Genomic DNA, 23,310 nt, shown 5'->3' on the forward strand with positions numbered 1-23,310 from the left:
GGCAGCTAGTTGCCCGATCTTTTCCTCAAAGGGATGTGTACTTGCCATGAACAGCACGTCGCCCGCAGCGGCCTGCTGTTCACGCGCACACTCGCCTGCACAAATACCCCTAGTGCCCGTTGCGCCGCTCCGCCCGCGCGACCCGCTGCGCCTCTTCGTGCGCCTCTTCAAGCACCTCCTGCACGTACAGAATGTGCCGGCTGGACACCTCCCGCGCATCCTCGGCCCGACCTTCGACAATCGCCAGGTACAACTCCCGGTGCTGACTGATCAGCATGTCGCGCGTTTCGCTGCGTTGCTGATACATGCCCCCGATGTTGGTGACCACGTTGCGCTTGAGCAAGTCGAACAACCCGCGGATGGTATGCAGCAGCACGGCATTGTGACTGGCCTCGGCAATGGCCAGGTGAAAACGCGCATCGGCGGCGCCTTCTTCGGCCCGTGTGACCTCCCCTGCCCGCGCGTAGCAGTCCTGCAGCACGTCGAACGCCTCCTTCAAGCGAGCCCGGTCGGGTGCAGTGGCGCGCTGGGCAGCGTAATAGGCACAAGACGCCTCCAGGGTGTGGCGGAACTCCAGCAGGTCGTGTTGCGCCTGGGGGCTGTGTTCGAGCAGTTGCAACAACGGGTCGCTGAACGTGGAGCCCAGCGACTGCGCCACATAGTTGCCGCCGCCCTGCTTGCTGACCAGCAAGCCCTTGGCCACCAGCTTCTGGATCGCTTCGCGCAGCGACGGGCGTGAGACCCCGAACTGCTCGGCCAGCACGCGTTCGGCCGGCAGCCGCTGGCCCGACGTCAACGTGCCTTCCAGAATCATCCCTTCCAACCGATCGACAATGTCGTCGGACAGGCGCCGCTGGCGGACCTGATCAAAAACCATCACACGCTCTCCACGAATCCCGGCTGACATCCGGGGCATCCATTCTCGCCGATCCGCTGCCGGCCGACACCCACCAGCGCTCGTTTTTCATGCCACATCACCTGCCCGCTTATCGGCATTCGACCAAAGTGCTGCCTCGGACAAATTGACACACCCCCGTGTGCGCTTTTAACCTAGCGGCGAGCCATTGTAAATTGGTCTTACCAATTATCCAGGGCCAGCGCATGACCAACAACAATTAGGGGCCACCCCATATGCAAACCTGGCAACAACTCTACAGCCCGCTGGGCAGTCTCGGCCTGTCCGCCCTGGCGGCGGTCATCCCCATCGTATTCTTCTTCCTGGCCCTGGCCGTCTTCCGTCTCAAGGGCCATGTTGCCGGCAGCATCACCTTGGGTCTGTCGATCCTGGTGGCGATCTTCGCCTTCAAGATGCCTGTCGACATGGCTCTGGCCGCTGCCGGCTACGGCTTCCTCTATGGTCTGTGGCCCATCGCCTGGATCATCGTCGCGGCCGTGTTCCTGTACAAACTCACGGTCAAGAGCGGCCAGTTCGAGGTGATCCGCAGCTCGGTGCTGTCGATCACCGACGACCAGCGCTTGCAGGTGCTGCTGATCGGTTTCTGCTTCGGCGCCTTCCTGGAAGGGGCGGCCGGCTTTGGTGCGCCGGTAGCGATCACCGCCGCGCTGCTGGTGGGCCTTGGCTTCAACCCGCTGTACGCCGCAGGCCTGTGCCTGATCGCCAACACCGCACCGGTCGCTTTCGGCGCGCTGGGCATCCCGATCATCGTGGCAGGCCAGGTCACCGGCATCGACGCCTTCCACATCGGCGCCATGACCGGTCGCCAGCTGCCGTTGCTGTCGCTGTTCGTGCCTTTCTGGCTGGTGTTCATGATGGACGGCCTGCGCGGCGTGAAAGAAACCTGGCCCGCAGCCCTGGTGGCCGGCCTGAGCTTCGCCGTCACCCAGTACTTCACCTCGAACTTCATCGGCCCGGAACTGCCGGACATCACCTCGGCCCTGGCCAGCCTGATCGCCCTGACCCTGTTCCTGAAAGTGTGGCAGCCCAAGCGCTCGTTCGCAGCGGCCACCGGCAGCGTTGGCGCGGCCGTGGTGCAAACCGATGGCAGCCAGCCGAGCCCCTACAGCCTGGGTGAAATCTTCAAAGCCTGGTCGCCGTTCCTGATTCTCACGGTGCTGGTCACGATCTGGACCCTCAAGCCCTTCAAGGCCGCGTTCGCCCCGGGCGGTGCGATGTACAACTTCGTGTTCAACTTCGCCATCCCGCACCTCGATCAACTGGTGATCAAGACCGCCCCCATCGTGGCCGCGCCTACGGCCATGCCGGCCGTGTTCAAGCTCGACCCGATTTCTGCCACAGGCACCGCGATTTTCCTGTCGGCGCTGATCTCCATGGCCGTGCTCAAGATCAACCTCAAAACTGGTCTGACCACTTTGAAGGAAACCCTGTACGAGCTGCGCTGGCCCATCCTGTCCATTGGCATGGTGCTGGCCTTCGCCTTCGTGACCAACTACTCCGGCATGTCCTCGACCATGGCCCTGGTACTGGCTGGCACCGGCGCGGCATTCCCGTTCTTCTCGCCGTTCCTGGGCTGGCTGGGGGTGTTCCTGACCGGTTCGGACACCTCCTCCAATGCCCTGTTCAGCTCGTTGCAAGCCACCACCGCACACCAGATCGGCGTGAACGACACCCTGCTGGTTGCAGCCAACACCAGTGGCGGCGTGACCGGCAAGATGATCTCGCCGCAGTCGATCGCCGTGGCGTGCGCCGCCACCGGCCTTGTGGGCAAGGAGTCCGACCTGTTCCGCTTCACCGTCAAGCACAGCCTGTTCTTCGCCACCATCGTCGGCCTGATCACCTTGGTGCAGGCCTACTGGCTGACCGGCATGCTGGTTCATCACTAAAGTGAAAGGGGCCGGGCAGCCCACATTGCCCGGCCTTACTCACCTGCCAAGCTGCGAGAGCCCATGATCATTTCCGCCTCTACCGATTACCGCGCCGCCGCCCAACGCAAGTTGCCGCCCTTCTTGTTCCACTATGCCGACGGCGGCGCCTACGCCGAGTACACGCTGCGCCACAACGTTTCGGACCTGGCCAGCATCGCCCTGCGCCAGCGCGTGCTGAAGAACATGTCCGAACTCAGCCTGCAGACCGAGCTGTTCGGTGAAACCCTGAGCATGCCCGTGGCCCTGGCCCCGGTCGGCCTGACCGGCATGTACGCCCGTCGTGGCGAAGTGCAGGCGGCCCGTGCGGCGGCCGCCCACGGCATCCCGTTCACGATGTCCACCGTTTCGGTCTGCCCCATCGAAGAAGTGGCCCCGGCCATCGACCGGCCGATGTGGTTCCAGCTGTACGTGCTCAAGGACCGCGGCTTCATGCGCAATGCCCTGGAGCGCGCCAAGGCCGCCGGCGTTCGCACCCTGGTGTTCACCGTCGACATGCCTACTCCCGGCGCCCGCTACCGTGATGCCCACTCGGGCATGAGCGGCAAGAACGGCCCGCTGCGGCGTATGCTGCAAGCCATGACCCACCCGCAGTGGGCATGGGACGTGGGCGTCATGGGCCGCCCGCACGACCTGGGCAACATCTCCACCTACCGGGGCAACCCCACCGGCCTGGCCGACTACATCGGCTGGCTGGCCAACAACTTCGACCCGTCCATTTCCTGGCGCGACCTGGAGTGGATCCGCGAGTTCTGGGACGGCCCGATGATCATCAAAGGCATCCTCGACGCCGACGATGCCCGCGATGCGGTCAAGTTCGGCGCCGACGGCATCGTCGTGTCCAACCACGGTGGCCGCCAGCTCGACGGCGTGCTATCCAGTGCCCGCGCCTTGCCGGCGATTGCCGACGCGGTGAAGGGCGACCTGAAGATCCTGGCTGACTCCGGCATTCGCAGCGGCCTGGACGTGGTGCGCATGATCGCCCTGGGCGCGGACACCGTGCTGATCGGCCGGGCCTTCCTGTATGCCCTGGCAGTTCATGGCCAGGCGGGTGTGAAGAACCTGCTGGAGCTGTTCGAGAAAGAAATGCGCGTGGCCATGGTGCTGACCGGCACCAAGTCCATCGGCGAGATCACCCGCGACTCGCTGGTACGCGAACTAGGCGCCTGAGCGCCTGCCTGAAACACCGCCTGATTACCGGGGCACGCGCCGCACCAGACGTCGCGGCCCCGCGAGGAGACTGCATGAGCCTGCCTGCTGCGTTTCTGCGCGATGCCGAGCGCCTGATACCTGCCGAGCGTCGCTTCGACGACCCGACCTCTACTCTGGCCTTCGGCACCGATGCCAGCTTCTATCGCCTGATCCCCAAGCTGGTGGTGCGCGTGGAGTCCGAGGCCGAGGTGGTCGGCCTGATCAAGCTGGCCCAGCGTGAGCGAGTGCCCATCACCTTCCGCGCTGCCGGCACCAGCTTGTCCGGCCAGGCCATCAGCGATTCGGTCCTGATCGTGCTGGGCGATAACTGGAACGGGCGCGAGGTGCGCGGCCAGGGCGAGCAGATCAGGCTGCAGCCGGGTGTCATCGGCGCCCAGGCCAATGCCTGGCTGGCGCCGTTCGGGCGCAAGATCGGCCCGGACCCCGCCTCGATCAATGCTTGCAAGATTGGCGGCATCGTCGCCAACAACGCCAGCGGCATGTGCTGCGGCACGGCGCAGAACACCTACCACACCCTGGCCGGCCTGCGCCTGGTGCTGGCCGACGGCACCTGCCTGGACAGCGAGGACCCGGCCAGCGTCGCAGCCTTCCAGAAAAGCCACGCCACCTTGCTCGACGCCCTCGCCCGCCTGGGCCGGGAGACCCGCGCCAACACGGCCCTGGCCGAGCGCATCCGGCACAAGTACCGGCTCAAGAACACCACCGGCCTGTCGCTCAATGCCCTGGTGGATTTCGACCAGCCGCTCGACATCCTGCAGCACCTGCTGGTCGGCTCCGAGGGCACCCTGGGTTTCATCAGCGCGGTGACCTACGACACCGTGCCCGACCACCCACACAAGGCCAGCGCCCTGCTGGTGTTCCCCAGTGTCGAAAGCTGCTGCCGCGCCGTGCCGATCCTCAAGCGCCAGCCCGTGTCGGCGGTGGAGTTGCTGGACCGGCGCAGCCTGCGCTCGGTGCAGGACATGGCCGGCATGCCGGTGTGGGTCAAGGGCCTGTCGGCCAATGCCTGCGCGCTGTTGATCGAATCCCGCGCCGCCAGCCAGACCCTGCTGCACGAGCAGGTGCACCAGGTGATGGCCTCGATTGCCGAGTTCCCCCTGGAACAGCAAGTGGATTTCAGCGAAGACCCGGTGGTGTACAACCAGCTGTGGAAGATCCGCAAGGACACCTTCCCCGCCGTGGGCGCCGTGCGCCAGACCGGCACCACGGTCATCATCGAAGACGTCACCTTCCCCGTCGAGCAACTGGCCGAGGGCGTCAACCGCCTGATCCAGCTGTTCGACCAGCACCGCTACGACGAGGCGATCATTTTCGGCCATGCGCTGGAAGGCAACCTGCATTTTGTCTTCACCCAGGGTTTCAACAGCGCCGAGGAAGTGGCTCGCTACCAGGCTTTCATGGACGACGTGGCGCAGTTGGTGGCCGTGGAGTTCGGCGGCTCGCTCAAGGCCGAGCACGGCACCGGCCGCAACATGGCGCCCTTCGTGGCGCTCGAATGGGGCCAGGATGCCTACCAGCTGATGTGGCAGCTCAAGCGCCTGCTCGACCCTAACGGCATTCTCAACCCTGATGTGGTGCTCAGCGAAGACCCGGCCATTCACCTCAAGCACCTCAAGCCGCTGCCGGCTGCCGACGCGATCGTCGACAAGTGCATCGAATGCGGTTTCTGCGAGCCGGTGTGCCCGTCCAAGGGGCTGACCCTCAGCCCGCGCCAGCGCATCGTCATGTGGCGGGATATCCAGGCCAAGGAACGCAACGGCCAGGATACCCGCGCCCTGCGCGACACCTTCCAGTACCAGGGCATGGACACCTGCGCTGCCACGGGGCTGTGTGCCCAGCGCTGCCCGGTGGGCATCAACACCGGCGAGCTGGTCAAGAAGCTGCGCGCCCAGGCGGCCGAACATGGCAAGACCGCCGACTGGTTGGCCGAACACTTCAAGACGGCCATGGGCGGCGCGCGCCTGTCCCTGACCGCCGCCAATACAGCCCGCAAGCTACTGGGCGCGCCACGTCTTAACCGCTTGAGCGCCGCCCTGAGCAAGACCAGCAAAGGCCGCGTGCCCCGCTGGACCCCGGCGATGCCCCAGCCTCTGCGCCCTGTGCGCGTGGGTGAGGCGAGCAACGACCCGCGCCCTCGCGTGGTCTACCTGGCTGCCTGCGTGTCCAAGGTCATGGGCCCTGCGTATGCCGATCGCGAGCAGAGCTCGTTGCTGGACAAGACCCGCAGCCTGTTGGAGAAAGCGGGGTATCAGGTCGTCTTCCCGGAGAATGCCGAAAGCCTGTGCTGCGGCCAGCCCTTCGCTTCCAAAGGCTACCCCGAGCAGGCTGAACACAAGCGCCAGGAGCTGATCAATGCCTTGCTGCACGCCAGCCGTGGCGGCCTGGACCCGATCTATTGCGACACCAGCCCCTGCACGTTGCGCCTGGTCCAGGACCTGGGGGATACCCGTTTGGACCTGTACGACCCCGTGCGTTTCATCCGCACGCACCTGGTCGACCGGCTCACCTTCACCCCGCAGGATGAACCGGTGGCCGTGCATGTGACCTGCAGTACGCAGCACTTGGGCGAAAGCCAGGCCCTGATCGACCTGGCGCGGCGGTGCAGCACCCAGGTGGTGATACCGGAAGGCATTCATTGCTGTGGGTTTGCTGGCGACAAGGGCTTCACCACCCCGGAGCTCAATGCCCATGCCTTGCGCAGCCTGAAGGATGCCGTGCAGTACTGTGGTGAGGGCATTTCTACCAGCCGCACCTGTGAGATTGGCTTGTCGACCCACAGTGGCATCGATTATCACGGGCTGGTGTACCTGGTGGATCGGGTGACCCAGGCGCGGTAGCTGGAGCCCCGCGTTCGATGCTGGGAGCCTGGGGCCGCTGCGCGGCCCCGGTGATCTTCATCCGATACCCAACGGCACAGCAAACTCAGCAACAAGAAAGGGCTGCCAGGCAGCCCTTTCACACAGGTTATAAAACCTGCATCAAAACCCGACACCTCCGGTGCCAGGTCCCGACCCTCTCAGCCATAAACCGGATAACGACGGCACAGCGCAACCACCTGCTCACGCACATGGTGCCCCACCTCGTCACTGCGCCCGGTTTCCAAGGCATCGAGCACATCGCACAACCAGCCCGCCACCTGCTCGCACGCCTCGACATCGAACCCACGGGTGGTCACTGCCGGCGTACCGATGCGCAGCCCCGAGGTCACGAACGGCGAACGCGGATCGTTAGGCACCGAGTTCTTGTTGGCCGTGATATAGGCGCTGCTCAAGGCCGCATCGGCTTCCTTGCCGGTGTAGGGCTTGGCCGACAGGTCGATCAGCATCATGTGGTTGTCGGTCCCGTCCGACACGATCTTGTACCCGCGCGCCTGCAACACTTTGGCCATGGCCCGGGCATTGGTTACCACCTGGGTCTGGTAGCTGCGAAATGCCGGCGACAGCGCTTCCTTGAAGGCCACGGCCTTGGCCGCGATCTGGTGCATCAGTGGGCCGCCCTGGACACCAGGGAACACCGCCGAATCGAGCTTCTTGTAGAAACTCTCGTCCTGCCCCTTGGACAGAATCAGGCCGCCGCGTGGGCCGCGCAGGGTCTTGTGGGTGGTGCTGGTGACCACATGGGCGTGGGGCAGCGGGTCCGGGTATTCGCCAGCGGCAACCAGCCCGGCCACGTGGGCCATGTCCACCCAGAAGATGGCCCCGACCTTGTCGGCGATGCTGCGCATGCGTGCCCAGTCCTTGTAGCGCGAGTAGGCCGAGAAACCACCGATGAGCATCTTCGGGCGGGTTTCCAGCGCGATGCGCTCCATCTCGTCATAGTCCAGAAAGCCCGTCTTCGGGTCCAGGCCGTAGGGCACGATCTTGTAGTGGCGGCCCGAGAAGTTGGCCGGGTTGCCGTGGGTCAGGTGCCCGCCCTGGGCCAGGTTCATGCCCATCACGGTGTCGCCTGGCTGGATCAGCGCCAAAAACACCGCCGCGTTGGCCTGGGCGCCGGCGTGGGGCTGCACGTTGGCGTAGTCGCAGTTGAACAGGGCCTTGACCCGCTCGATGGCCAGGCTTTCGGCCACGTCCACGTATTCACAGCCACTGTAGTAGCGCTTGCCGGGATAGCCCTCGGCGTATTTGTTGGTGAGCACCGTGCTCTGGATCTGCATCACCAATGGGCTGGCATAGTTCTCCGAGGCGATCAGCTCGATGTGGTCTTCCTGGCGATTCACTTCGTTGCGAATCGAGGCGTGCAGCTCTGGATCGAAGGCGTTGAGGGTCAGCGTCGAGTCGTACATGTATTAAGCGTCCTTGTTCTGAGTCAGGCTTGGGATGACAGCAAGCAGGTCACGCGTGAAGCGATGTCGTCGATCTGCGCCTCGGAGCAGATCAGTGGCGGCAGCAGGCGCACGGTGGTACCTCGGGTGACGGTGATCAGCAGGTGTTGCTCGTCCCGGGCCCGGTCCACCAGCTCGGCGCAGGGGCGGTTGAGCTCGATGCCGACCATCAGGCCCAGGCCGCGCACCGATACCACCTCAGGGTGCCCGGCCAGCGCCAGTTGCAGGGCCGCCAGCAAACGCTGGCCCAGCACCGCAGCCCGCTGCGGCAGGTGATCGCGCTGCATGATGTCCACCACCGTGCAGCCCACGCGGCATGCCAGCGGGTTGCCGCCGAAGGTGGAGGCATGGTGGCCAGGGGAGAACAGCTCGGCGGCCTTGCCACGGGCCAGGCACGCGCCGATGGGGAAGCCATTGCCCAAGGCCTTGGCCAGGGTGATGACATCGGGCTCAATGCCGGCGTGCTGGAAGCCGAACCAGGTGCCGGTACGGCCCATGCCGGTCTGCACCTCGTCGATCATCATCAGCCACTGGTGCGCGTCGCACAGCTGGCGCAGCGCTTGCAGATAGCCCGCCGACGCCGGGTGCACACCGCCCTCGCCCTGCACGGGCTCGACCAGCACGGCCACCACGTTGGGCGAGTTGGCCGCGACCTGGCGCACGGCCTCGATGTCATCGTAGGGCACGCGGATGAAGCCTGGCATCAGTGGCTCGAAGCCGCGGTGAACGGCCGGGTTGCCGGTGGCGGCCAGGGTTGCCAAGGTGCGCCCATGGAAACTGTTTTCCATCACCAGCACCTGGGGTTGGGCGACGTTCCGGGCCGTGGCGTGCAAGCGCGCCAGCTTCAGCGCGGCCTCGTTAGCCTCGGCGCCGGAGTTGCAGAAGAACGCCCGCTCCATGCCCGAGAGCCGGCACAGGCGCTCGCCAAGCTGTTCCTGCCACGGAATACGAAACATGTTGGTGGTGTGCAGCAGCACGTCGGCCTGTTCGGCCAAGGCCGAGGCGATCTCGGGGTTGGCGTGCCCCAGGCTGGTCACGGCCACCCCGGCGATGGCGTCGAGGTACTCGACCCCGTGCGAATCCCACAACAGGGCGCCCTGGCCCCGGCTGAACGCAACCGGTTGGCGGGCTGAGGTGTGCATCAGGTAAGCGGGAGCAGCAGACATTGCAGATTTCCTGTACAGAGGGGTCAGTGGCTGGTGGCCAGCGACGGGGTGGCTTCCTGGTGCGGCGCGGCATCGGCCGTGGGCCAGTAGTAGGCATCGGGCATGGCGCGGGCGCCGAAGATCGCCTGGCCGACGCGCACCACCGTGGCGCCCTCCTCGATGGCCACTTCGAAATCACCCGACATGCCCATCGACAGCTCCTGCAACGACACCCCTTCAGGCGCACTGGCGCGCAGCCGGTCGCGCAACTCGCGCAGCAACACAAAGCACGGGCGTACCCGCGCGGCGTCGGCCGAAAACAGCGCCAGGGTCATCAGGCCGCGCACACGCAGCGCCGGGAACGCTGGCAGCGCTTGCACAAATGCCGCCACGTCATCAGGCACTAGCCCGTACTTGCTGGCTTCGCCCGAGGTGTTGACCTGGACGAACACATCCATCTGCCGCCCTTCAATGCGCAGGCGGCGGTCCAGCACCTCGGCGACCCGTAGGCTGTCCAGCGCCTGGAACTCGCTGGCAAAGCGCGCCACCTGCTTGGCCTTGTTGGTCTGCAGGTGGCCGATCACCGACCACTGCAAGTCGTGCAGGTCGGCCATGGCTTCCCACTTGCGCTGGGCCTCCTGCACCTTGTTCTCGCCCAGCAGGCGGCAACCGGCGGCATAGGCCAGGCGCAGATGCGCTTCGTCGAAGGTCTTGCTGACCGGCAGCAGGCGCACTTCGGCCGGGTCTCGCCCGACCCGCTCGCAGGCCCGGGCGATGCGCTCATGCACGGCGGCCAGGTTGCGGCGAAAATCCTCGACGGTGTTGGCCTGCGGGTAGCGGCCGTGGCGCGCATGCAGGGTGGTGAGGTCTTCGGCGTACTCGCTCATCAATTTGTCGCTCCTTTGGTGGGCACTGCTGCCGGTTCTGCCTGAACGGCCTTGGCCCGGCGAGGCAGGCGACCGTTGAGCACGGCGTAGGCCACAAGGCCGATCACCAGCCCCCAGAACGCACCGCCGATACCCAGCAGGGTGATATTGGCCGCACAGGCCAGGAAGGTGATCAACGACGCCTCGCGCGCTTTTGCATCGAGCATGGCATTGGCCAGGCTGCCGCCGATGGTGCCCAGCAGGGCCAGCCCCGCCAGGGTGGTGATGAAGGTAGCCGGGAAGGCCATGAACACCGCCGCCAGGGTCACCCCGAAGATGCCCACCAGGATGTAGAAGATGCCGGCGGCCACACCCGCCACCCAGCGCTTGGATGGGTCTTCGGACGCTTCCTTGCCGGTGCAGATGGCGGCAGTGATGGCGGCGATGTTGAAGGCGTGGGAGCCGAACGGCGCCATCAGCAGCGAGCCGAGCCCAGTGATGCCGAGGATCGGGTTGGCACTGGTGCGGAACCCGTCGTTGCGCAACACCAGCATGCCGGGCATGTACTGGCCGGTCAGGGTGATCAGGAACAGCGGCAGCGCCACGCTCAGCAGTGCGTTGAGCGAGAACTCGGGGCGGGTGAACACTGGCGTGGCGAATTCCAGGGACAGCCCAGCGAAATCGACCCGCCCCTGCATCACCAGGTAGACCAGCCCCAGTACCAGGATGCCGACCACCGCATAGCGGGCGCTCAGGCGCTTGAACACGATGTACGCCCCGATCAGCAGCCCGACCAGCAGCGGGTCGACGCTCATGCTGGCGAAGGCGCCGATACCGAACTGCAACAGGATGCCGCCCAGCAGGCCTGCGGCCACCCCTGGCGGAATCAGGCGCACGGCTTTTTCGAAGTAGCCCGACACGCCCAGCAGCACGAAGGCCACAGCTGACACCATGTACGCTCCCACCGCCTCGGCGTAGGGCGTGGTGGCCAGGGCCACGATCAGGAACGCCGCCGCTGGCGTGGACCAGGCGGTGATGATCGGCTCGCGGCTGACCCAGCTGAGCAGCAGCCCGGTCACGCCCACGCCGATGGACACCGACCATACCCAGGAGGCGGTCAGCTCCGGGCTGAGCCCTGCGACCTTGGCAGCCTGGAACACCAGAATGAAGGTGCCGCCATAGTTGACGATCACCGAAATGAGCCCGGCCACCACCGGGTGCAGCAGGTCCTGCAAGCGCAGGGGCGAGGGGGTACGAGTAAATGACATAGGTCTTGGCTCCTTGCTAGACGCTGTATCCGGCTGCGGTAGGCAGTCATTTATAGCCGCAGATTGGCTGGTTTTACCCCGACGCTTCGCCTAGGCAGACCAGACCACTTTCAGTGCACTCAACCGTACCTGCGGGCGAACGCCCCCATGAATTCGCAAAGGGCGGCCACCGCTTCGACGGAGATGGCGTTGTACAGGCTGGCGCGGATACCGCCGACGCTGGCGTGGCCCTTCAGGCCATGCAGCCCGGCCGCCTCGGCCTCGCGCAGGAAAGCCGCTTCAAGGGCTTGATCGGCCAGTCGGAACGGCACGTTATTGATCGAGCGGTAGGCCGGCTGCACCGGGTTGCGGTAGAAGCCGTCGCTGCCGTCGAGGGTTTCGTACAACAGGCTGGCCTTGGTCTGGTTGCGCTGGTGCAGCACCTGCAAGCCCCCACTGCGCTTGATCCATTGCAACGTCAGGCCGGTCAGGTACCAGGGGAAGGTGGCGGGCGTGTTGAGCATCGACTGGGCATCGCTGATACACGCGTAGTTGAGAATGTCCGGGGTGAACCCGTGGCAGCGGTCCAGCAGCGCCGGGTCCATGATGACCACCGTCAGCCCGGCCACGCCCATGTTCTTCTGGGCGGCGGCATACACCAGGCCATGGCGGGCGATGTCGATGGGCTTGGACAGCAGGCTCGAACAGGCATCGCACACCAGCGGCGCCTCGCTGGCGGGCGGTTCGGCGAACTGCACGCCGTGCACGGTCTCGTTCTCGGTGTAGTGCAGGTAGGCAGCCTTCGGGTTCAGCTGCCAGTCCTGGACCGCCGGCACCCGGTCAAAGCCGGTGCCCTGGGCACTGGCGACCACGCGTACCTCGCAATACTGGCGCGCCGCCTCGATCGCCTTGCCCGACCACAACCCGGTGTGCAGGTAGTCCACGCTGCCGTTTTCACCGGCCAGGTTCATGGGCACCTGGGCGAACTGCAACGAAGCGCCGCCCTGCACGAACAGCACCCGATAGTGCGCCGGCACCTCCAGCAGCTCGCGCAGGTCGGCCTCGGTTTGCTCGGCAATGGCGCGGAAGATGGGCGAGCGGTGGCTCATCTCCATGATGGACATGCCCGTGCCGGCAAAATCGTGGAACTCGTCGTACGCCTGGTTGAGCACTTCCAGGGGGACTGCGGTGGGGCCTGCGCTGAAATTGTGTGACCGTGCCATGGGGGGTGGACTCCTGTGCGTGAACGCGCCGACGCGGTGAATACCAGGCCTGGCCTGGCTGGCGAAGGCCGGAGTCTACGGATAAACTGGCCTGCCCTTACCTGCCAGTTCATGGATGGAGAGCAGACCACATGGCGAAGACCTTCGCGCTGGACACCCTGAAGATTCGGCTCAACGACGCCGAATTTCAGCTGCTGGACCTGCACCAGCGCATTCAGCGCGCCTTGCGTGCGTTGATCCTGGATGGCGCCTTGGGCCCGAGCCTGAAACTGCCCTCCACCCGTGTGCTATCCAAGTCCCTGGGTTGTGCCCGCGATACCGTCGAAAACGCCTACGTGCAGCTGCACCGGGACGGTTTCATCGTGCGCCGCGGCGGCGCGGGCAGCTACGTGTGCGACACGGTGGGCGCCGAATTGCGCGGGGCCGGGCCACGCCGGCAACGCACGCAAGAGGTGCGGCGCAGCGTGGTCGCGCCCGGCGCCGAACTCAGCCAACGCGGGCGCATGATCTTCGAGACCGGTGGCGTGCGTGACCAGCAAGTGATCAAGGCCTTCGCCACCGGCCTGCCGGAAACCCGTAGCTTCCCCACCGACGTCTGGGAGCGGCTGCAACGCCAGGTGGTCAAGGACTACCGCGCCAGCGTCCTGCTGCACGGTGACCCACAAGGCGCCGAACCCCTGCGCAAGGCCATCGCCACCTACCTGAACCTCGAACGCGGGGCCACGTGCACACCCGACCAAGTGCTGGTGCTCAGCAGTACGCGCCAGGCGTTGTACCTGTGCGCGCAATTGCTGGTAGATGCCGGCAAACCCATCCTGCTGGAAAACCCTGGCTACTACGGCGCCCGCAAGGCGTTCGCCATCGCCGAAACCAAGGTGTTGCCCATCGACGTGGACGAACGGGGCATCCGCACCGACCTGCTGTTCGCCGACCGCAGCGGCGCCAACTGCGTGTACGTCACCCCCTCGCACCAGTACCCCACGGGCGCGACCCTGCCCCTGGAGCGCCGGCTGGAGCTGATCAACTGGGCCGCACAAAAAGCCAAGTGGATCATCGAGGACGACTACGACAGCGAGTTTCACTACGACGGCCAGCCCACCGCCTGCGTGCAGGGCCTGGACCGGTACCAGCGCACCCTGTACATCGGCACCTTCAGCAAGACCCTCTACCCTGGCCTGCGCATGGGCTACATCGTGCTGCCGCCCGAACTGGTCAAGCCCTTCGCCTATGCCCGCAGCATGATGGATGGCCACACCCCGCAGGTCTTGCAGTTGACCTTGGCGCGATTCATGGAGGACGGGCACTACAACGCCCACGTGCGTGCCATGCGCAAGTTGTACGCCGGGCGTCGGGCGGTGATGCACGATGCCATCGCCAAGTACCTGAGCCCGGTGGTCACCGCCCACCTGCCGCCAGGTGGCTTGCAGATCCCCTGCCTGCTCAAGCCAGGCTGGTCCGAAGAAAAGACCATTCGCCAGGCGGCCACAGCCGGCGTGCAGCTGTCGGGCCTGAGCAGCCTGTACCTGGGCGAGCCGCAGACCCATGGCTGGCTGCTGGGGTATTCCTCGCTCACGGCCTACGAGATCGAAGCGGCCATGCTGCGCCTGGCTAACGCCCTCAAGCTTTGAGCGCCGGGTTCAGTAAGGCAGCTTGAAACGCCGGGTCAGGTCGAAGATGCCCTCGCGGATCGAGCGCTCGGTGCGGCTGTCCATGGCACCGCTGCGCACGCCCCCGAGCATGGCCAGGATCATGTCCCCGATCTCGCGGAACTCATCCTCGCCCATGCCCCGGGAGGTACAGGCCGCGCTGCCCAGGCGAATGCCCGAGGTGACGCTGGACTTGACCTCGTCACCGGGCACGACGTTACGGTTCACGGTGATGCCAACCGCCTCCAGCGCGCCTTCGGCGGCGTTACCGGCAAGGCCCCAGGGCCGCAGGTCGATCACCCCCAGGTGGCAGTCCGTGCCGCCCGAGACCACCAGCAAGCCGCCTTCGGCCAACCGTCCGCACAAGGCCCGGGCATTAGCCACTACCGCATGGGCGTAGGGGCCGAAGCCCGGTTGCAGCGCCTCGCCCAGGGCCACGGCCTTGGCCGCGACGGTGTGCATCAGCGCAGCGCCTTGCAGGCCGGGGAACACCGCCGCGTTGATCCTGCGCGCCAGGGTCTGGTCGTTGCACAGGATCATCCCTCCGCGTGGGCCGCGCAGGGTCGCGTGGGTGCTCAGCGTGGTGACGTGGGCATGGGGCACTGGCGAGGGATAGGCACCGCCTGCGACCAGCCCGGCGACGTGGGCGATGTCGGCCATCAGGTACGCCCCCACCTCGTCGGCAATGGCGCGGAAACGGGCGAAATCCAGCGCACGTGAGTACGCCGACGCCCCAGCGATGATCAGCCGTGGCCGCTCACGGCGGGCGATGTGCGCCACCTGGTCCATGTCGACCAGGTGCGTCAGCGGGTGCACACCGTAGCTGACCGCCTGGAACCAGCGCCCGGACACGTTGAACGCCGCGCCGTGGGACAGGTGCCCGCCAGACTTCAGGTCCAGGCCGAGAATCTTGTCCTCCGGCTCCAGCAGCGCCAGGAACACCGCCTGGTTGGCCTGGTTGCCAGAGTGGGGTTGCACGTTGGCGTAGCTGCAGTCGAACAGCAACCGGGCCCGCTCGGTGGCCAGGTCCTCGACCACATCCACATTGGCGCAGCTGGCGTAATAGCGCCGCCCCGGATACCCCTCGGCATACTTGTTGGTCAGCATCGACCCTTGCGCTTCGAGCACGGCGCGGCTGACCACGTTCTCGGCGGCGATCAGCTCGATGGACTGCACCTGTCGCAGCCGCTCGGCATCGATGGCGGTCCACACCTCGCTGTCCACCTGCGGCAGCGCAGCGGCACTGATGCCCGGCAGCGCGTGGCCCTCTTTATAAGCGAAATGCGGCATGTGTACTCCTTGTCTGAACGCCGGCAATAACCGCACTACCCTAGCGGCCTGCGGCGCCTGCGACCGTACCGGTTGCCCGCGCTGTTGCAGACCACCTGTCCTGGCCCGGCAAGCAGGCGTCTGCCCTGGGCATGCCAGAACGCGCGAAAGATGGGCCAAAGTGGTCTGGCCTAATGCCATTAACTGGACTACCCGACAAGACCATAGCCTCATTAAGCTCTGCGCCGACTCAGCTCATGCCCCTACAGGTTTCACCATGACGATACGTATCGGCCTGTTGCCGCAAGTCGCCGCAGCACACTTTGTCAGCCACCTGCACATCATGGTGCTGGCGGCGCTCTTTCCGCTGCTGCCTGCTTTTTTGAACGTGGATTATGTAGCGCTGGGCCTGGCCCTCAGCGTGTTCAACATCGTCACCGCGCTGGTGCAGGCCCCCATGGGGTTTGCCGTCGATCGCCATGGCGCCAGGCGCCTGCTGCTGATGGCCCTGGCCTTGGGCAGTTGCAGTTTCCTGCTCATTGCCCTGCTGCCCGGCTACACCTGCCTGCTGGTGGGCATGGCGCTGGCGGGGGTGGCCAATGCCGTCTACCACCCTGCCGACTACGCCCTGCTGTCGCGGCACATCAACCCTGCGCACATCGGCAAGGCGTTTTCGGTGCACACCTTTGCAGGTTTTCTGGGCGCGGCGGTGGCCCCGGTGTTGTTGCTGGGGGTGGCGGTGGCTAGCGGCCCGGCCATGGCCTTTGCGACCGCAGCACTGGTGGGCTTTGCAGCACTGGCCCTGCTCCTGATACCCGGCTCGGCACTGGCCCAGGTCAGTGACACGCCGCCCGCCCCGGCACCCAAGCCCGTGCAGGCGCAACGCGTGGCACTGCTCTCGCCCATGATCATCAGCCTGACCCTGCTGTTCGTGCTGCTGAACCTGAGCACCGGGGCCATCGAAAAGTTTTCTGTCGCGGCCCTGATGCAAGGCCAGGGCGTGGCGCTGTACTGGGCCAACTCAGCGTTGACTGCCTTTCTGTTCGCCAGCGCCTTCGGCGTGCTGGCAGGCGGTGCACTGGCCGACCGCACCCAGCGTCACGGAGTGGTGGCGGCCAGTGCTTTTGCGGTGGCGTGCGTGCTGATGCTGCTGGTGGCCACGGCAGGCCTGAGCGAGCCGCTCTTGCTCGCCGTGTTGGGCGTGGCAGGCTTTTTGACCGGCGTGATCGCCCCGTCACGGGACATGCTGGTACGGGCCGCCGCCACCAAAGGGGCCGAAGGCAAGACCTTCGGCATCGTGTCCACGGGGTTCAACATCGGCGGTGCCATCGGGCCGGTCGGGTTCGGCTGGTTGCTGGACCAGGGCCACCCCAACGCGATTTTCTGGGCCAGCGCCGCGTTCATGGGCCTGACCGTGGCCCTGACATTGCTGCAGGAATGGGTAATGGCGCGGCAGCGCAAAGTCACTGCCCTGCAACTTTCATTTAAATGACCTGAAGCAATAATAACGAAACATTTGTACCGCAAACTTGAAGGGCGCCGCCCGCACCTGTGCGTGCAACCAAGCCGGCGTAATCAAACTAAACAACTACAACCGATAGCCTGGAGTTTTAACATGGATGTTAACCATAGCGGTACCGATGATGCAGTTAAAGGCATGCTGGCCAAACTTTCAACCCTGTGGAAAACCCGCGCTGCTGTAAACCAGCCACAGCCCGATTACTGGGGCCTGGCGTTCGATGCCAACAAGAACGACTTCAGCCATTCGCTGCTGCCGTTTCGCAACCACCAGGCCTGGCTTGAAGCCCCCAAGGACTTGCAGTCCAAGTGCATGTCCTACGCCTGGGGCATCTATAACCTCAAGACCATTTATATTGAATGCAATGTGGTAGTGCCGGCGTGTGAAGACATTATCAAGACCCCGCCGCAAAGCCATAACCGCGCACTGCTGCAAGATGTGATGTCACAAGCCCTGCTTGATGAAGCCCTGCATACCCGTATGTCGATCATGGCCTGCAATTACATCTATGACATGCGCCAACTTACCCCCCTGGACTTCAGCGCCTTCAACCTGGTGACCTGGCGCGAAGCGCTGCTGGCCAACTGCACCGCCGAATGGGAACGCCGCCTGACCCGCTTCGGCATCGCCTGCGCCAGCGAAACGCTGATCACCGACTACCTCAAGACCATGGCCGAAGACAGCACCATCCAGTCGGTCTGCCACGAAGTCACCCGCACCCACGCCATGGACGAGTGGAGCCACTCCAGCGTGTTCAGCTTCGTCGCCACCGACATCGTCAACGGCCTGACCCGCAAGGAACGCCTGTACCTGCGCTCGATCATCCTGCGCACCGTGCAGATGTTCGCCAACAACGAGATGGGCGCCTGGGCGCGGGTGTTCGACATGCTGGGCTTGCCCAACGGCAACGAAATCCTGCACGACGTGGGCGACAACAACGAGATCAGCGTCTATACCGACTCCCTCGAAGCCCTGGTCAACCGCATCGGCCTGGCCGGCAATGGCCTGGAGAGCGCCGAACAAGCCGTCGAACAGCTGCGCGAGAGGGCTAGCGCATGAGTACCCCGACAAGCTTCGAAGCCGTGTGCGAGCACGTCAGCAGCGAGACCGCGCAGATCAAGGTATTCGGCCTGCGCGTACTTAACGCCTCCAGCGCCTTTCTGGCAGACCTCGTGCCCTGCCGGCACGTGGCGTTGCAGGCAACGGACCTGTCTGGCGCCCGCCAGCAAAGGCTGTACTCCATCACCCGCAAGCTCGGCAACGACCAGTTCGAGCTGGCGATCAAGCGCGAAGGGCGCGGCGGGGTCTCGGACCAGCTGCACGCCACCTGCCAACCCGGCTCGCGTTTCGACGTGCAGTTCGCCGCAGGTGATATCACCCTGGCCTCGGTCCAGGCCTGCCGCCACGTGGGCCTGCTGGCCGGCGGCATCGGCATCACCCTGCCCATCGCCCTGCTGCGCGGGCTGCACGAGCGCGCCCAGCGCGGCTTGAGCGTGCCGCAGGTCAGCCTGCTGCTGTGCGTGCCGTCCATTGCCGACATCCCGTTCCTGCACGAACTGCTGCAACTGGAACTGAGCTGCCCCTGGTTCGACCTGCAGGTGTTCGTCACCCGCGAAGCGGTGCACGGCAAAGGCCACTTCAAGGCCGGCCGCCCGCAAGCCCAGGACCTGCAAGCGCTGGGCAACCCGGACAGCGTGGTGATCTGTGGCAGCCACGGCTTCGCCCAGGGCATGCGCGAGCACCTGCTGGCGCTGTTCCCCGCCTGCCCCCTGCTGATCGAATCCTTCACCCCACCAGCCGCCTCTGCCCCGGTCACGCCAGACGATGCCCAGGCCGAAAGCCCCTTGCGCCTGCACCTTCAGCACAACGACCAGGTGCTGGAGCCCGCCGCAGGCAAGAGCCTGCTGGAGATGCTGGAAACCAGCGGCATCGAAGTGCGCAGCCTGTGCCGCGCCGGCATCTGCGGCCACTGCCGGCTGAAAGTGTCGGAAGGCGAGTACAGCGTCGAACCCGACTTCTGCCTGACCGACCAGGACAAGCGCGACGGCCACGCCCTGGCCTGCTGCACCTTCCCCAAGGCCGGTACGATCAAGGTCGACCTCAACCCCTCGGCGTAAACCGCGCCCTCACTTCTTTCATCATCGGGTTTGCACATGAAGACAGCCATCGCACTGCGCCACATCCACTTCGAAGACGTCGGCACCCTGGCCCCCGTCCTGAACGAAGCCGGCTACACCCTGACCTACATCGACCCCACCGTCGAAACCCTTCACCCCGAACAGGTGATGCAGGCCGACCTGCTGATCGTGCTGGGCGGCCCCATCGGCGCCTACGACGAAAAGCCCTACCCCTTCCTCAAGGCCGAACTTGAGCTGGTGCGCCAACGCGTCGAGTCGGGCAAGCCCATGCTGGGCATCTGCCTGGGCGCACAACTGATCGCCCGCGCCATGAACGCCAAGGTCTACCCCATGGGCGTCAAGGAAATTGGCTTCTCGCCCCTTACCCTCACCGCCGAAGGCCAGCAATCGCCGCTTGCCGAACTGGGCGACGTACCCGTGCTGCACTGGCACGGTGACCAGTTCGACATCCCAGAGGGCGCTGTGCTGCTGGCCAAGACCGACATCTGCGCGCACCAGGCGTTTGCCGTGGACAACCGCATACTGGGCCTGCAATGCCACCTGGAAGCCGACCCCGCCCGCATCGAGCAGTGGCTGGTAGGCCACGCCAACGAAGTCGGCCAGACCGGCCTGGACCCTATCGCCCTGCGCTCGGCCGCCGCCGAACTCGGCCAGCGCCTGACCCAGGCCGCCGCCCGCGTGATGCGCGCCTGGCTTGCCAACCTGAAGTAACCCGCTGCACCGCCACCGCATGAAAACAACAAAGTCATCAAGGATGAGGCACTACCCATGATCGTCGTATTGTTCGAGTTGCAAGCACTGCCCGGCCAGGGCGAAACCTACGTAGACCTGGTCAATAAGCTCACCCCCCTGCTCAAGCCCATGGAAGGGTTCATCTCGGTGGAGTGCTTCCAGAGCACCCTCAACCCCAAGAAAGTGATGTCGGTGACCACCTGGCGCGACGAAGAAGCCGTGGTGCAGTGGCGCAACGTCACCGCCCACCTCTCCGCCCAACGCGCCGGCCGCGACAAAATCTTCGACGACTACCGCGTCCGCGTCACCTCAGTGATTCGCGACTACGGCCTACGCGACCGCGACCAAGCCCCCTACAACGAAGTCGTAGACGGCACCCGCCCAACCGCCTGCCCAGTAGCCTAACCCCCGACGAGGCCACTCTCCCCGTGGGAGCGGCCTCGCGCCGCGATGGGCCGCAAAGCGGCCCCTTCCCCCGCCAATGAGTCATACCCATCCCGACGCCCCCCTCCCCACACCCCAGCAACATCCCGCCACAAACTCTCATGCCATCCCGCCACCATCACAACGGAACTGTCAGCCAAACGGCACAGTCCACCTTTACAGGCCCACCTACCAGAGGCCACAGAGGAGACTCCCATGAAAGGTACCGCGCTTTCGGCCCTGTTCGCGGCCGCTACCCTGCTCGCTTCGCCGGCCTTCGCTGCCGACGACCTGTGCGCCCTGAACCTGCAGAAAATCAACGACAGCATGGCCACCGCCGGTGCCACCTCCGAAGGCCTGGACACCGCCGTCCAGGACAAAGTGGACGAAGCCAAGCAAGCCCAGGCTTCCGGCGACACCAAGAAATGCATCGAAATCACCAGCAAAGTTGTTGAACGTCTGGATAAAACCAACAAGGGCAGCGGCTCGAGCAGCGGCGGCGCCTAATGCATCGCGCGGGTGAGCGCTCAGCTGTCGACGCCGCCCGCGCAATGCCGTATACTCCGATTCACGTGCCGTAAGGTGCGTTAGCTTAGAGCTAGTGTGGGGCCGATTAGGATTCGACGCCGGTAGCGAAACTCTAGGTGCATGCCGAGTTGGTAACAGAACTCGTAAATCCACTGTTGCAACTTTCTATAGTTGCCAATGACGAAAACTACGAGGGCTACGCTCTCGCTGCGTAAGCAGCTGAGCCCGCTCTCCTGGTAGCTTCGGCTCCAGCAATCACCAGGGGATGCCTGTAAACCCGAAGTGATTGTCATACAGAACAGGATCGTCGTGTAGCACGTTGGGGGCAAAGCGACTAAAACTTACCCAACTCGTCCAAAGCACCCTGCCCGTCGGGCGGCTGCGGATTAACTCAGTAGACACGGCTAAGCATGTAGTACCGACAGCGGAGTACTGGCGGACGGGGGTTCAAATCCCCCCGGCTCCACCAAATTATCCTTACAAATCAGGCACTTAGCGGTTACCGCAAGTGCCTTTTTTGTGTCCAAATGGCTGCTTTTGCTGGGTAATGCCAACTTTCTGACAGCGTGGAGCGTAGGAGGAGGGACGCTTGACAATCATGAACAATCCCGCAGGACGGATGCTAGATCTGATGACGACCGCCCGGACCATTCCTGACAACGCCGTGACCGGTGAAGCGTGAGCCACGATCTTTCAATGCGACAGATCCGACACAGTCGGTCTATTTCAAGCCCTAGCCAAACTACTCTTACTAGTTGAGGAAGCACGGCAAGCGACTCTAGAATTTTTTCCTGGCGACAAGGCCATTTTCTTGGAACCGTTCGAGGCAGTCGAGGATATGCTTAAACATCCCAACATGGGTACCTCTTGGTCCAACTATAAAGGTAATTTGACCGAATCGGTTATGCAGGGACTGAGGTTTGGCAGTCATGCTCTCGCTTTCAGCTATCCAGAGAAGACACTTGATGATCACAGATCAAGGATCTACTCAAGTCGCTCGACGAGCTTCTGGAGGATTGTCTCAATACCGATTTACCGCAGGCGCTTAAAACCCTGTTTGTACAAAGCCTGGAAAAATTCAAGACGTGTACTGGTTACGTACAGGATATCTGGCCCGCTAGGCCTTCAGGACGAGCTCGACCGAATATCCGGCGTGATCCTGCGACAGCAAAAATTTTATTAGAGCATCGGTGGATGATTCAAAATCTTGTAGCATTACGAGCAGATTTTTCGAGTTGATCGGAAGAGTGAACGACTCAGTTCAGATCGTGCATACAGGGTTCGCTTTAGCTGCCGCAGTCACGCTTTTCCTAATGCAGATGCCGAAAAGCTGATACTACTCACTCAGAATTGTCCATTTGCGTGGAGCACATGGAGTCTCCATTCTCTCTCCTAAAACTTTAGGTAGCAGGCGGCTGATCAGGACGCGCATCAAAATACTGCTAGTGATTGAACGGCAAATGGCTCGTCACTGGAAGCGTGTGGGGGATTCAAGTCAAGAAGTGGCAAGCCCTAGCCGCGAAGCCTGGCGATCGAGCGAAGTTGATAGTCAGAACCCGCCTGGGCCAGGGACTCGGAAGGGAGCCGCAGACGCTCTACCTCCTGGGCCGCCGCCCCCACAGTCCCTGGTCTCCCAACGCCACTTGAAAGCTTCTATCGACTGCGCGATAAACCATTCGCCTGCTCCAACTGCCGCAGCGAATTCGTCCTTGTCCATCGGGGCTACCTGTTGTTTTGTCAGCCGCTATAGGCACACTTGCTGGCCAAGCCCAAGAGTCTACTTCGATCAGGCGCCTTTGCTAAGCTTATCTATATTCAGTCAGTCTCAAGCAATCAATTATCCCAGCCTATGGATTTCTAGCTATCTTCGTAACGTTATAACGAACTTCGAATCCGTTTTTGCCTTCTATATTTGAGCGAATTTCTGAAGGCTCTATAAATCAGTGGGTTCGAAGCAGAATGACCAACAACAATCACCACTTTTCGGGGGATTTATTCTCCCAAAAATACTCCAGAAAGCCAGACTGGCGACAAGCATCCATTAAGTGATATCGTTAGGCCAGCCGGTTCGCTGGCGGTGGTAATACCCTCGCGGTCGGAGCTATGCAATATTACAGTTTACCGTTCCGACCCAGGAGCTTAGTGGTTTTGCAAGCTCCTTTCGGGATCATCTGGGGCTGTTCTAGCTCCAAATAACAGC

Annotated in this window: 17 protein-coding genes and 1 other RNA gene; 11 read left to right on the forward strand and 7 right to left on the reverse strand. The window is 64.0% G+C overall.

Annotated elements, in window-relative coordinates:
- Window positions 1–109: 109 nt before the first annotated feature.
- The gene (locus FS777_RS00305) at window positions 110–877 is read right to left on the reverse strand and encodes an FCD domain-containing protein (RefSeq protein ID WP_058604769.1); all 768 of its coding nucleotides are present in this window, start codon (window positions 875–877) and stop codon (window positions 110–112) included.
- Between the two features lie 254 nt (window positions 878–1,131).
- Here FS777_RS00305 and FS777_RS00310 point away from each other — a divergent pair, with 254 nt between their 5' ends.
- From FS777_RS00310 to FS777_RS00320, 3 genes are all read left to right on the forward strand, one after another.
- Window positions 1,132–2,802: a lactate permease LctP family transporter gene (locus FS777_RS00310; protein WP_145253505.1), complete on the forward strand. Its 1,671-nt coding sequence runs from the start codon at window positions 1,132–1,134 to the stop codon at window positions 2,800–2,802.
- 63 nt (window positions 2,803–2,865) lie between these two features.
- Entirely contained in the window at window positions 2,866–4,011 is a 1,146-nt protein-coding gene (gene lldD, locus FS777_RS00315) for an FMN-dependent L-lactate dehydrogenase LldD (RefSeq protein ID WP_100850852.1), read from the forward strand.
- A gap of 74 nt (window positions 4,012–4,085) precedes the next feature.
- On the forward strand, window positions 4,086–6,890 hold the full coding sequence (locus FS777_RS00320) for an FAD-binding and (Fe-S)-binding domain-containing protein (RefSeq protein WP_145253508.1): 2,805 nt from the start codon (window positions 4,086–4,088) through the stop codon (window positions 6,888–6,890).
- A 179-nt stretch (window positions 6,891–7,069) separates the two neighbouring features.
- Here the strand turns inward: FS777_RS00320 and glyA are convergent, their stop codons facing one another.
- From glyA to serC, 5 genes are all read right to left on the reverse strand, one after another.
- Window positions 7,070–8,335, reverse strand: coding sequence for a serine hydroxymethyltransferase (gene glyA / locus FS777_RS00325; protein WP_078477975.1), 1,266 nt, complete (start codon window positions 8,333–8,335; stop codon window positions 7,070–7,072).
- 23 nt (window positions 8,336–8,358) lie between these two features.
- Window positions 8,359–9,540, reverse strand: coding sequence for an aspartate aminotransferase family protein (locus FS777_RS00330; RefSeq protein WP_145253510.1), 1,182 nt, complete (start codon window positions 9,538–9,540; stop codon window positions 8,359–8,361).
- Window positions 9,541–9,563: 23 nt separating this feature from the next.
- On the reverse strand, window positions 9,564–10,406 hold the full coding sequence (locus FS777_RS00335) for a YggS family pyridoxal phosphate-dependent enzyme (RefSeq protein WP_078477973.1): 843 nt from the start codon (window positions 10,404–10,406) through the stop codon (window positions 9,564–9,566).
- Window positions 10,406–11,653 carry a benzoate/H(+) symporter BenE family transporter gene (locus FS777_RS00340; protein WP_058638208.1) on the reverse strand — a complete coding sequence of 416 codons (1,248 nt, stop codon included), beginning with the start codon at window positions 11,651–11,653 and terminating at the stop codon, window positions 10,406–10,408. Before FS777_RS00340 ends, FS777_RS00335 begins: the two co-directional genes overlap by 1 nt.
- A gap of 119 nt (window positions 11,654–11,772) precedes the next feature.
- Window positions 11,773–12,855, reverse strand: coding sequence for a 3-phosphoserine/phosphohydroxythreonine transaminase (serC, locus tag FS777_RS00345; protein WP_058638209.1), 1,083 nt, complete (start codon window positions 12,853–12,855; stop codon window positions 11,773–11,775).
- A 131-nt stretch (window positions 12,856–12,986) separates the two neighbouring features.
- Here serC and FS777_RS00350 point away from each other — a divergent pair, with 131 nt between their 5' ends.
- Window positions 12,987–14,483, forward strand: a complete 1,497-nt coding sequence (locus tag FS777_RS00350; protein WP_058638210.1) for a PLP-dependent aminotransferase family protein — start codon at window positions 12,987–12,989, stop codon at window positions 14,481–14,483.
- A gap of 9 nt (window positions 14,484–14,492) precedes the next feature.
- On the opposite strand, the gene FS777_RS00355 is transcribed toward FS777_RS00350, so the two are convergent.
- A complete protein-coding gene (locus FS777_RS00355) occupies window positions 14,493–15,791 on the reverse strand; it encodes a serine hydroxymethyltransferase (protein WP_145253513.1) in 1,299 nt (432 codons plus the stop codon).
- A 256-nt stretch (window positions 15,792–16,047) separates the two neighbouring features.
- On the opposite strand from FS777_RS00355, the gene FS777_RS00360 reads away from it, so the two are divergent.
- The 7 genes from FS777_RS00360 (at window position 16,048) to ssrA (ending at window position 21,579) form a co-directional block, all read left to right on the forward strand.
- On the forward strand, window positions 16,048–17,262 hold the full coding sequence (locus FS777_RS00360) for an MFS transporter (RefSeq protein WP_058638211.1): 1,215 nt from the start codon (window positions 16,048–16,050) through the stop codon (window positions 17,260–17,262).
- Between the two features lie 123 nt (window positions 17,263–17,385).
- On the forward strand, window positions 17,386–18,348 hold the full coding sequence (locus tag FS777_RS00365; protein ID WP_078477967.1) for a diiron oxygenase: 963 nt from the start codon (window positions 17,386–17,388) through the stop codon (window positions 18,346–18,348).
- Entirely contained in the window at window positions 18,345–19,406 is a 1,062-nt protein-coding gene (locus tag FS777_RS00370; RefSeq protein WP_145253516.1) for an iron-sulfur cluster-binding domain-containing protein, read from the forward strand. Before FS777_RS00365 ends, FS777_RS00370 begins: the two co-directional genes overlap by 4 nt.
- 36 nt (window positions 19,407–19,442) lie before the next feature.
- A complete protein-coding gene (locus tag FS777_RS00375; protein ID WP_100850847.1) occupies window positions 19,443–20,138 on the forward strand; it encodes a glutamine amidotransferase in 696 nt (231 codons plus the stop codon).
- Window positions 20,139–20,195: 57 nt separating this feature from the next.
- Complete coding sequence (locus tag FS777_RS00380) at window positions 20,196–20,564, forward strand: antibiotic biosynthesis monooxygenase (protein ID WP_027915438.1); 369 nt, start codon at window positions 20,196–20,198, stop codon at window positions 20,562–20,564.
- Between the two features lie 234 nt (window positions 20,565–20,798).
- On the forward strand, window positions 20,799–21,089 hold the full coding sequence (locus FS777_RS00385) for a hypothetical protein (RefSeq protein WP_144966634.1): 291 nt from the start codon (window positions 20,799–20,801) through the stop codon (window positions 21,087–21,089).
- 98 nt (window positions 21,090–21,187) lie between these two features.
- Window positions 21,188–21,579, forward strand: a transfer-messenger RNA (tmRNA) gene (gene ssrA / locus FS777_RS00390).
- Window positions 21,580–23,310 lie beyond the last annotated feature (1,731 nt).

This window comes from Pseudomonas sp. DE0157 (genome assembly GCF_007678615.1).
In the GTDB taxonomy this organism is placed as follows: Bacteria; Pseudomonadota; Gammaproteobacteria; order Pseudomonadales; family Pseudomonadaceae; genus Aquipseudomonas; species Aquipseudomonas parafulva_B.

Coding starts and splice junctions, on each gene's coding strand:
- FS777_RS00305 (WP_058604769.1), bottom strand. CDS start 877: ATGGTTTTTGATCAGGTCCGCCAGCGGCGCCTGTCCGACGACATTGTC.
- FS777_RS00310 (WP_145253505.1), top strand. CDS start 1,132: ATGCAAACCTGGCAACAACTCTACAGCCCGCTGGGCAGTCTCGGCCTG.
- lldD (WP_100850852.1), top strand. CDS start 2,866: ATGATCATTTCCGCCTCTACCGATTACCGCGCCGCCGCCCAACGCAAG.
- FS777_RS00320 (WP_145253508.1), top strand. CDS start 4,086: ATGAGCCTGCCTGCTGCGTTTCTGCGCGATGCCGAGCGCCTGATACCT.
- glyA (WP_078477975.1), bottom strand. CDS start 8,335: ATGTACGACTCGACGCTGACCCTCAACGCCTTCGATCCAGAGCTGCAC.
- FS777_RS00330 (WP_145253510.1), bottom strand. CDS start 9,540: ATGTCTGCTGCTCCCGCTTACCTGATGCACACCTCAGCCCGCCAACCG.
- FS777_RS00335 (WP_078477973.1), bottom strand. CDS start 10,406: ATGAGCGAGTACGCCGAAGACCTCACCACCCTGCATGCGCGCCACGGC.
- FS777_RS00340 (WP_058638208.1), bottom strand. CDS start 11,653: ATGTCATTTACTCGTACCCCCTCGCCCCTGCGCTTGCAGGACCTGCTG.
- serC (WP_058638209.1), bottom strand. CDS start 12,855: ATGGCACGGTCACACAATTTCAGCGCAGGCCCCACCGCAGTCCCCCTG.
- FS777_RS00350 (WP_058638210.1), top strand. CDS start 12,987: ATGGCGAAGACCTTCGCGCTGGACACCCTGAAGATTCGGCTCAACGAC.
- FS777_RS00355 (WP_145253513.1), bottom strand. CDS start 15,791: ATGCCGCATTTCGCTTATAAAGAGGGCCACGCGCTGCCGGGCATCAGT.
- FS777_RS00360 (WP_058638211.1), top strand. CDS start 16,048: ATGACGATACGTATCGGCCTGTTGCCGCAAGTCGCCGCAGCACACTTT.
- FS777_RS00365 (WP_078477967.1), top strand. CDS start 17,386: ATGGATGTTAACCATAGCGGTACCGATGATGCAGTTAAAGGCATGCTG.
- FS777_RS00370 (WP_145253516.1), top strand. CDS start 18,345: ATGAGTACCCCGACAAGCTTCGAAGCCGTGTGCGAGCACGTCAGCAGC.
- FS777_RS00375 (WP_100850847.1), top strand. CDS start 19,443: ATGAAGACAGCCATCGCACTGCGCCACATCCACTTCGAAGACGTCGGC.
- FS777_RS00380 (WP_027915438.1), top strand. CDS start 20,196: ATGATCGTCGTATTGTTCGAGTTGCAAGCACTGCCCGGCCAGGGCGAA.
- FS777_RS00385 (WP_144966634.1), top strand. CDS start 20,799: ATGAAAGGTACCGCGCTTTCGGCCCTGTTCGCGGCCGCTACCCTGCTC.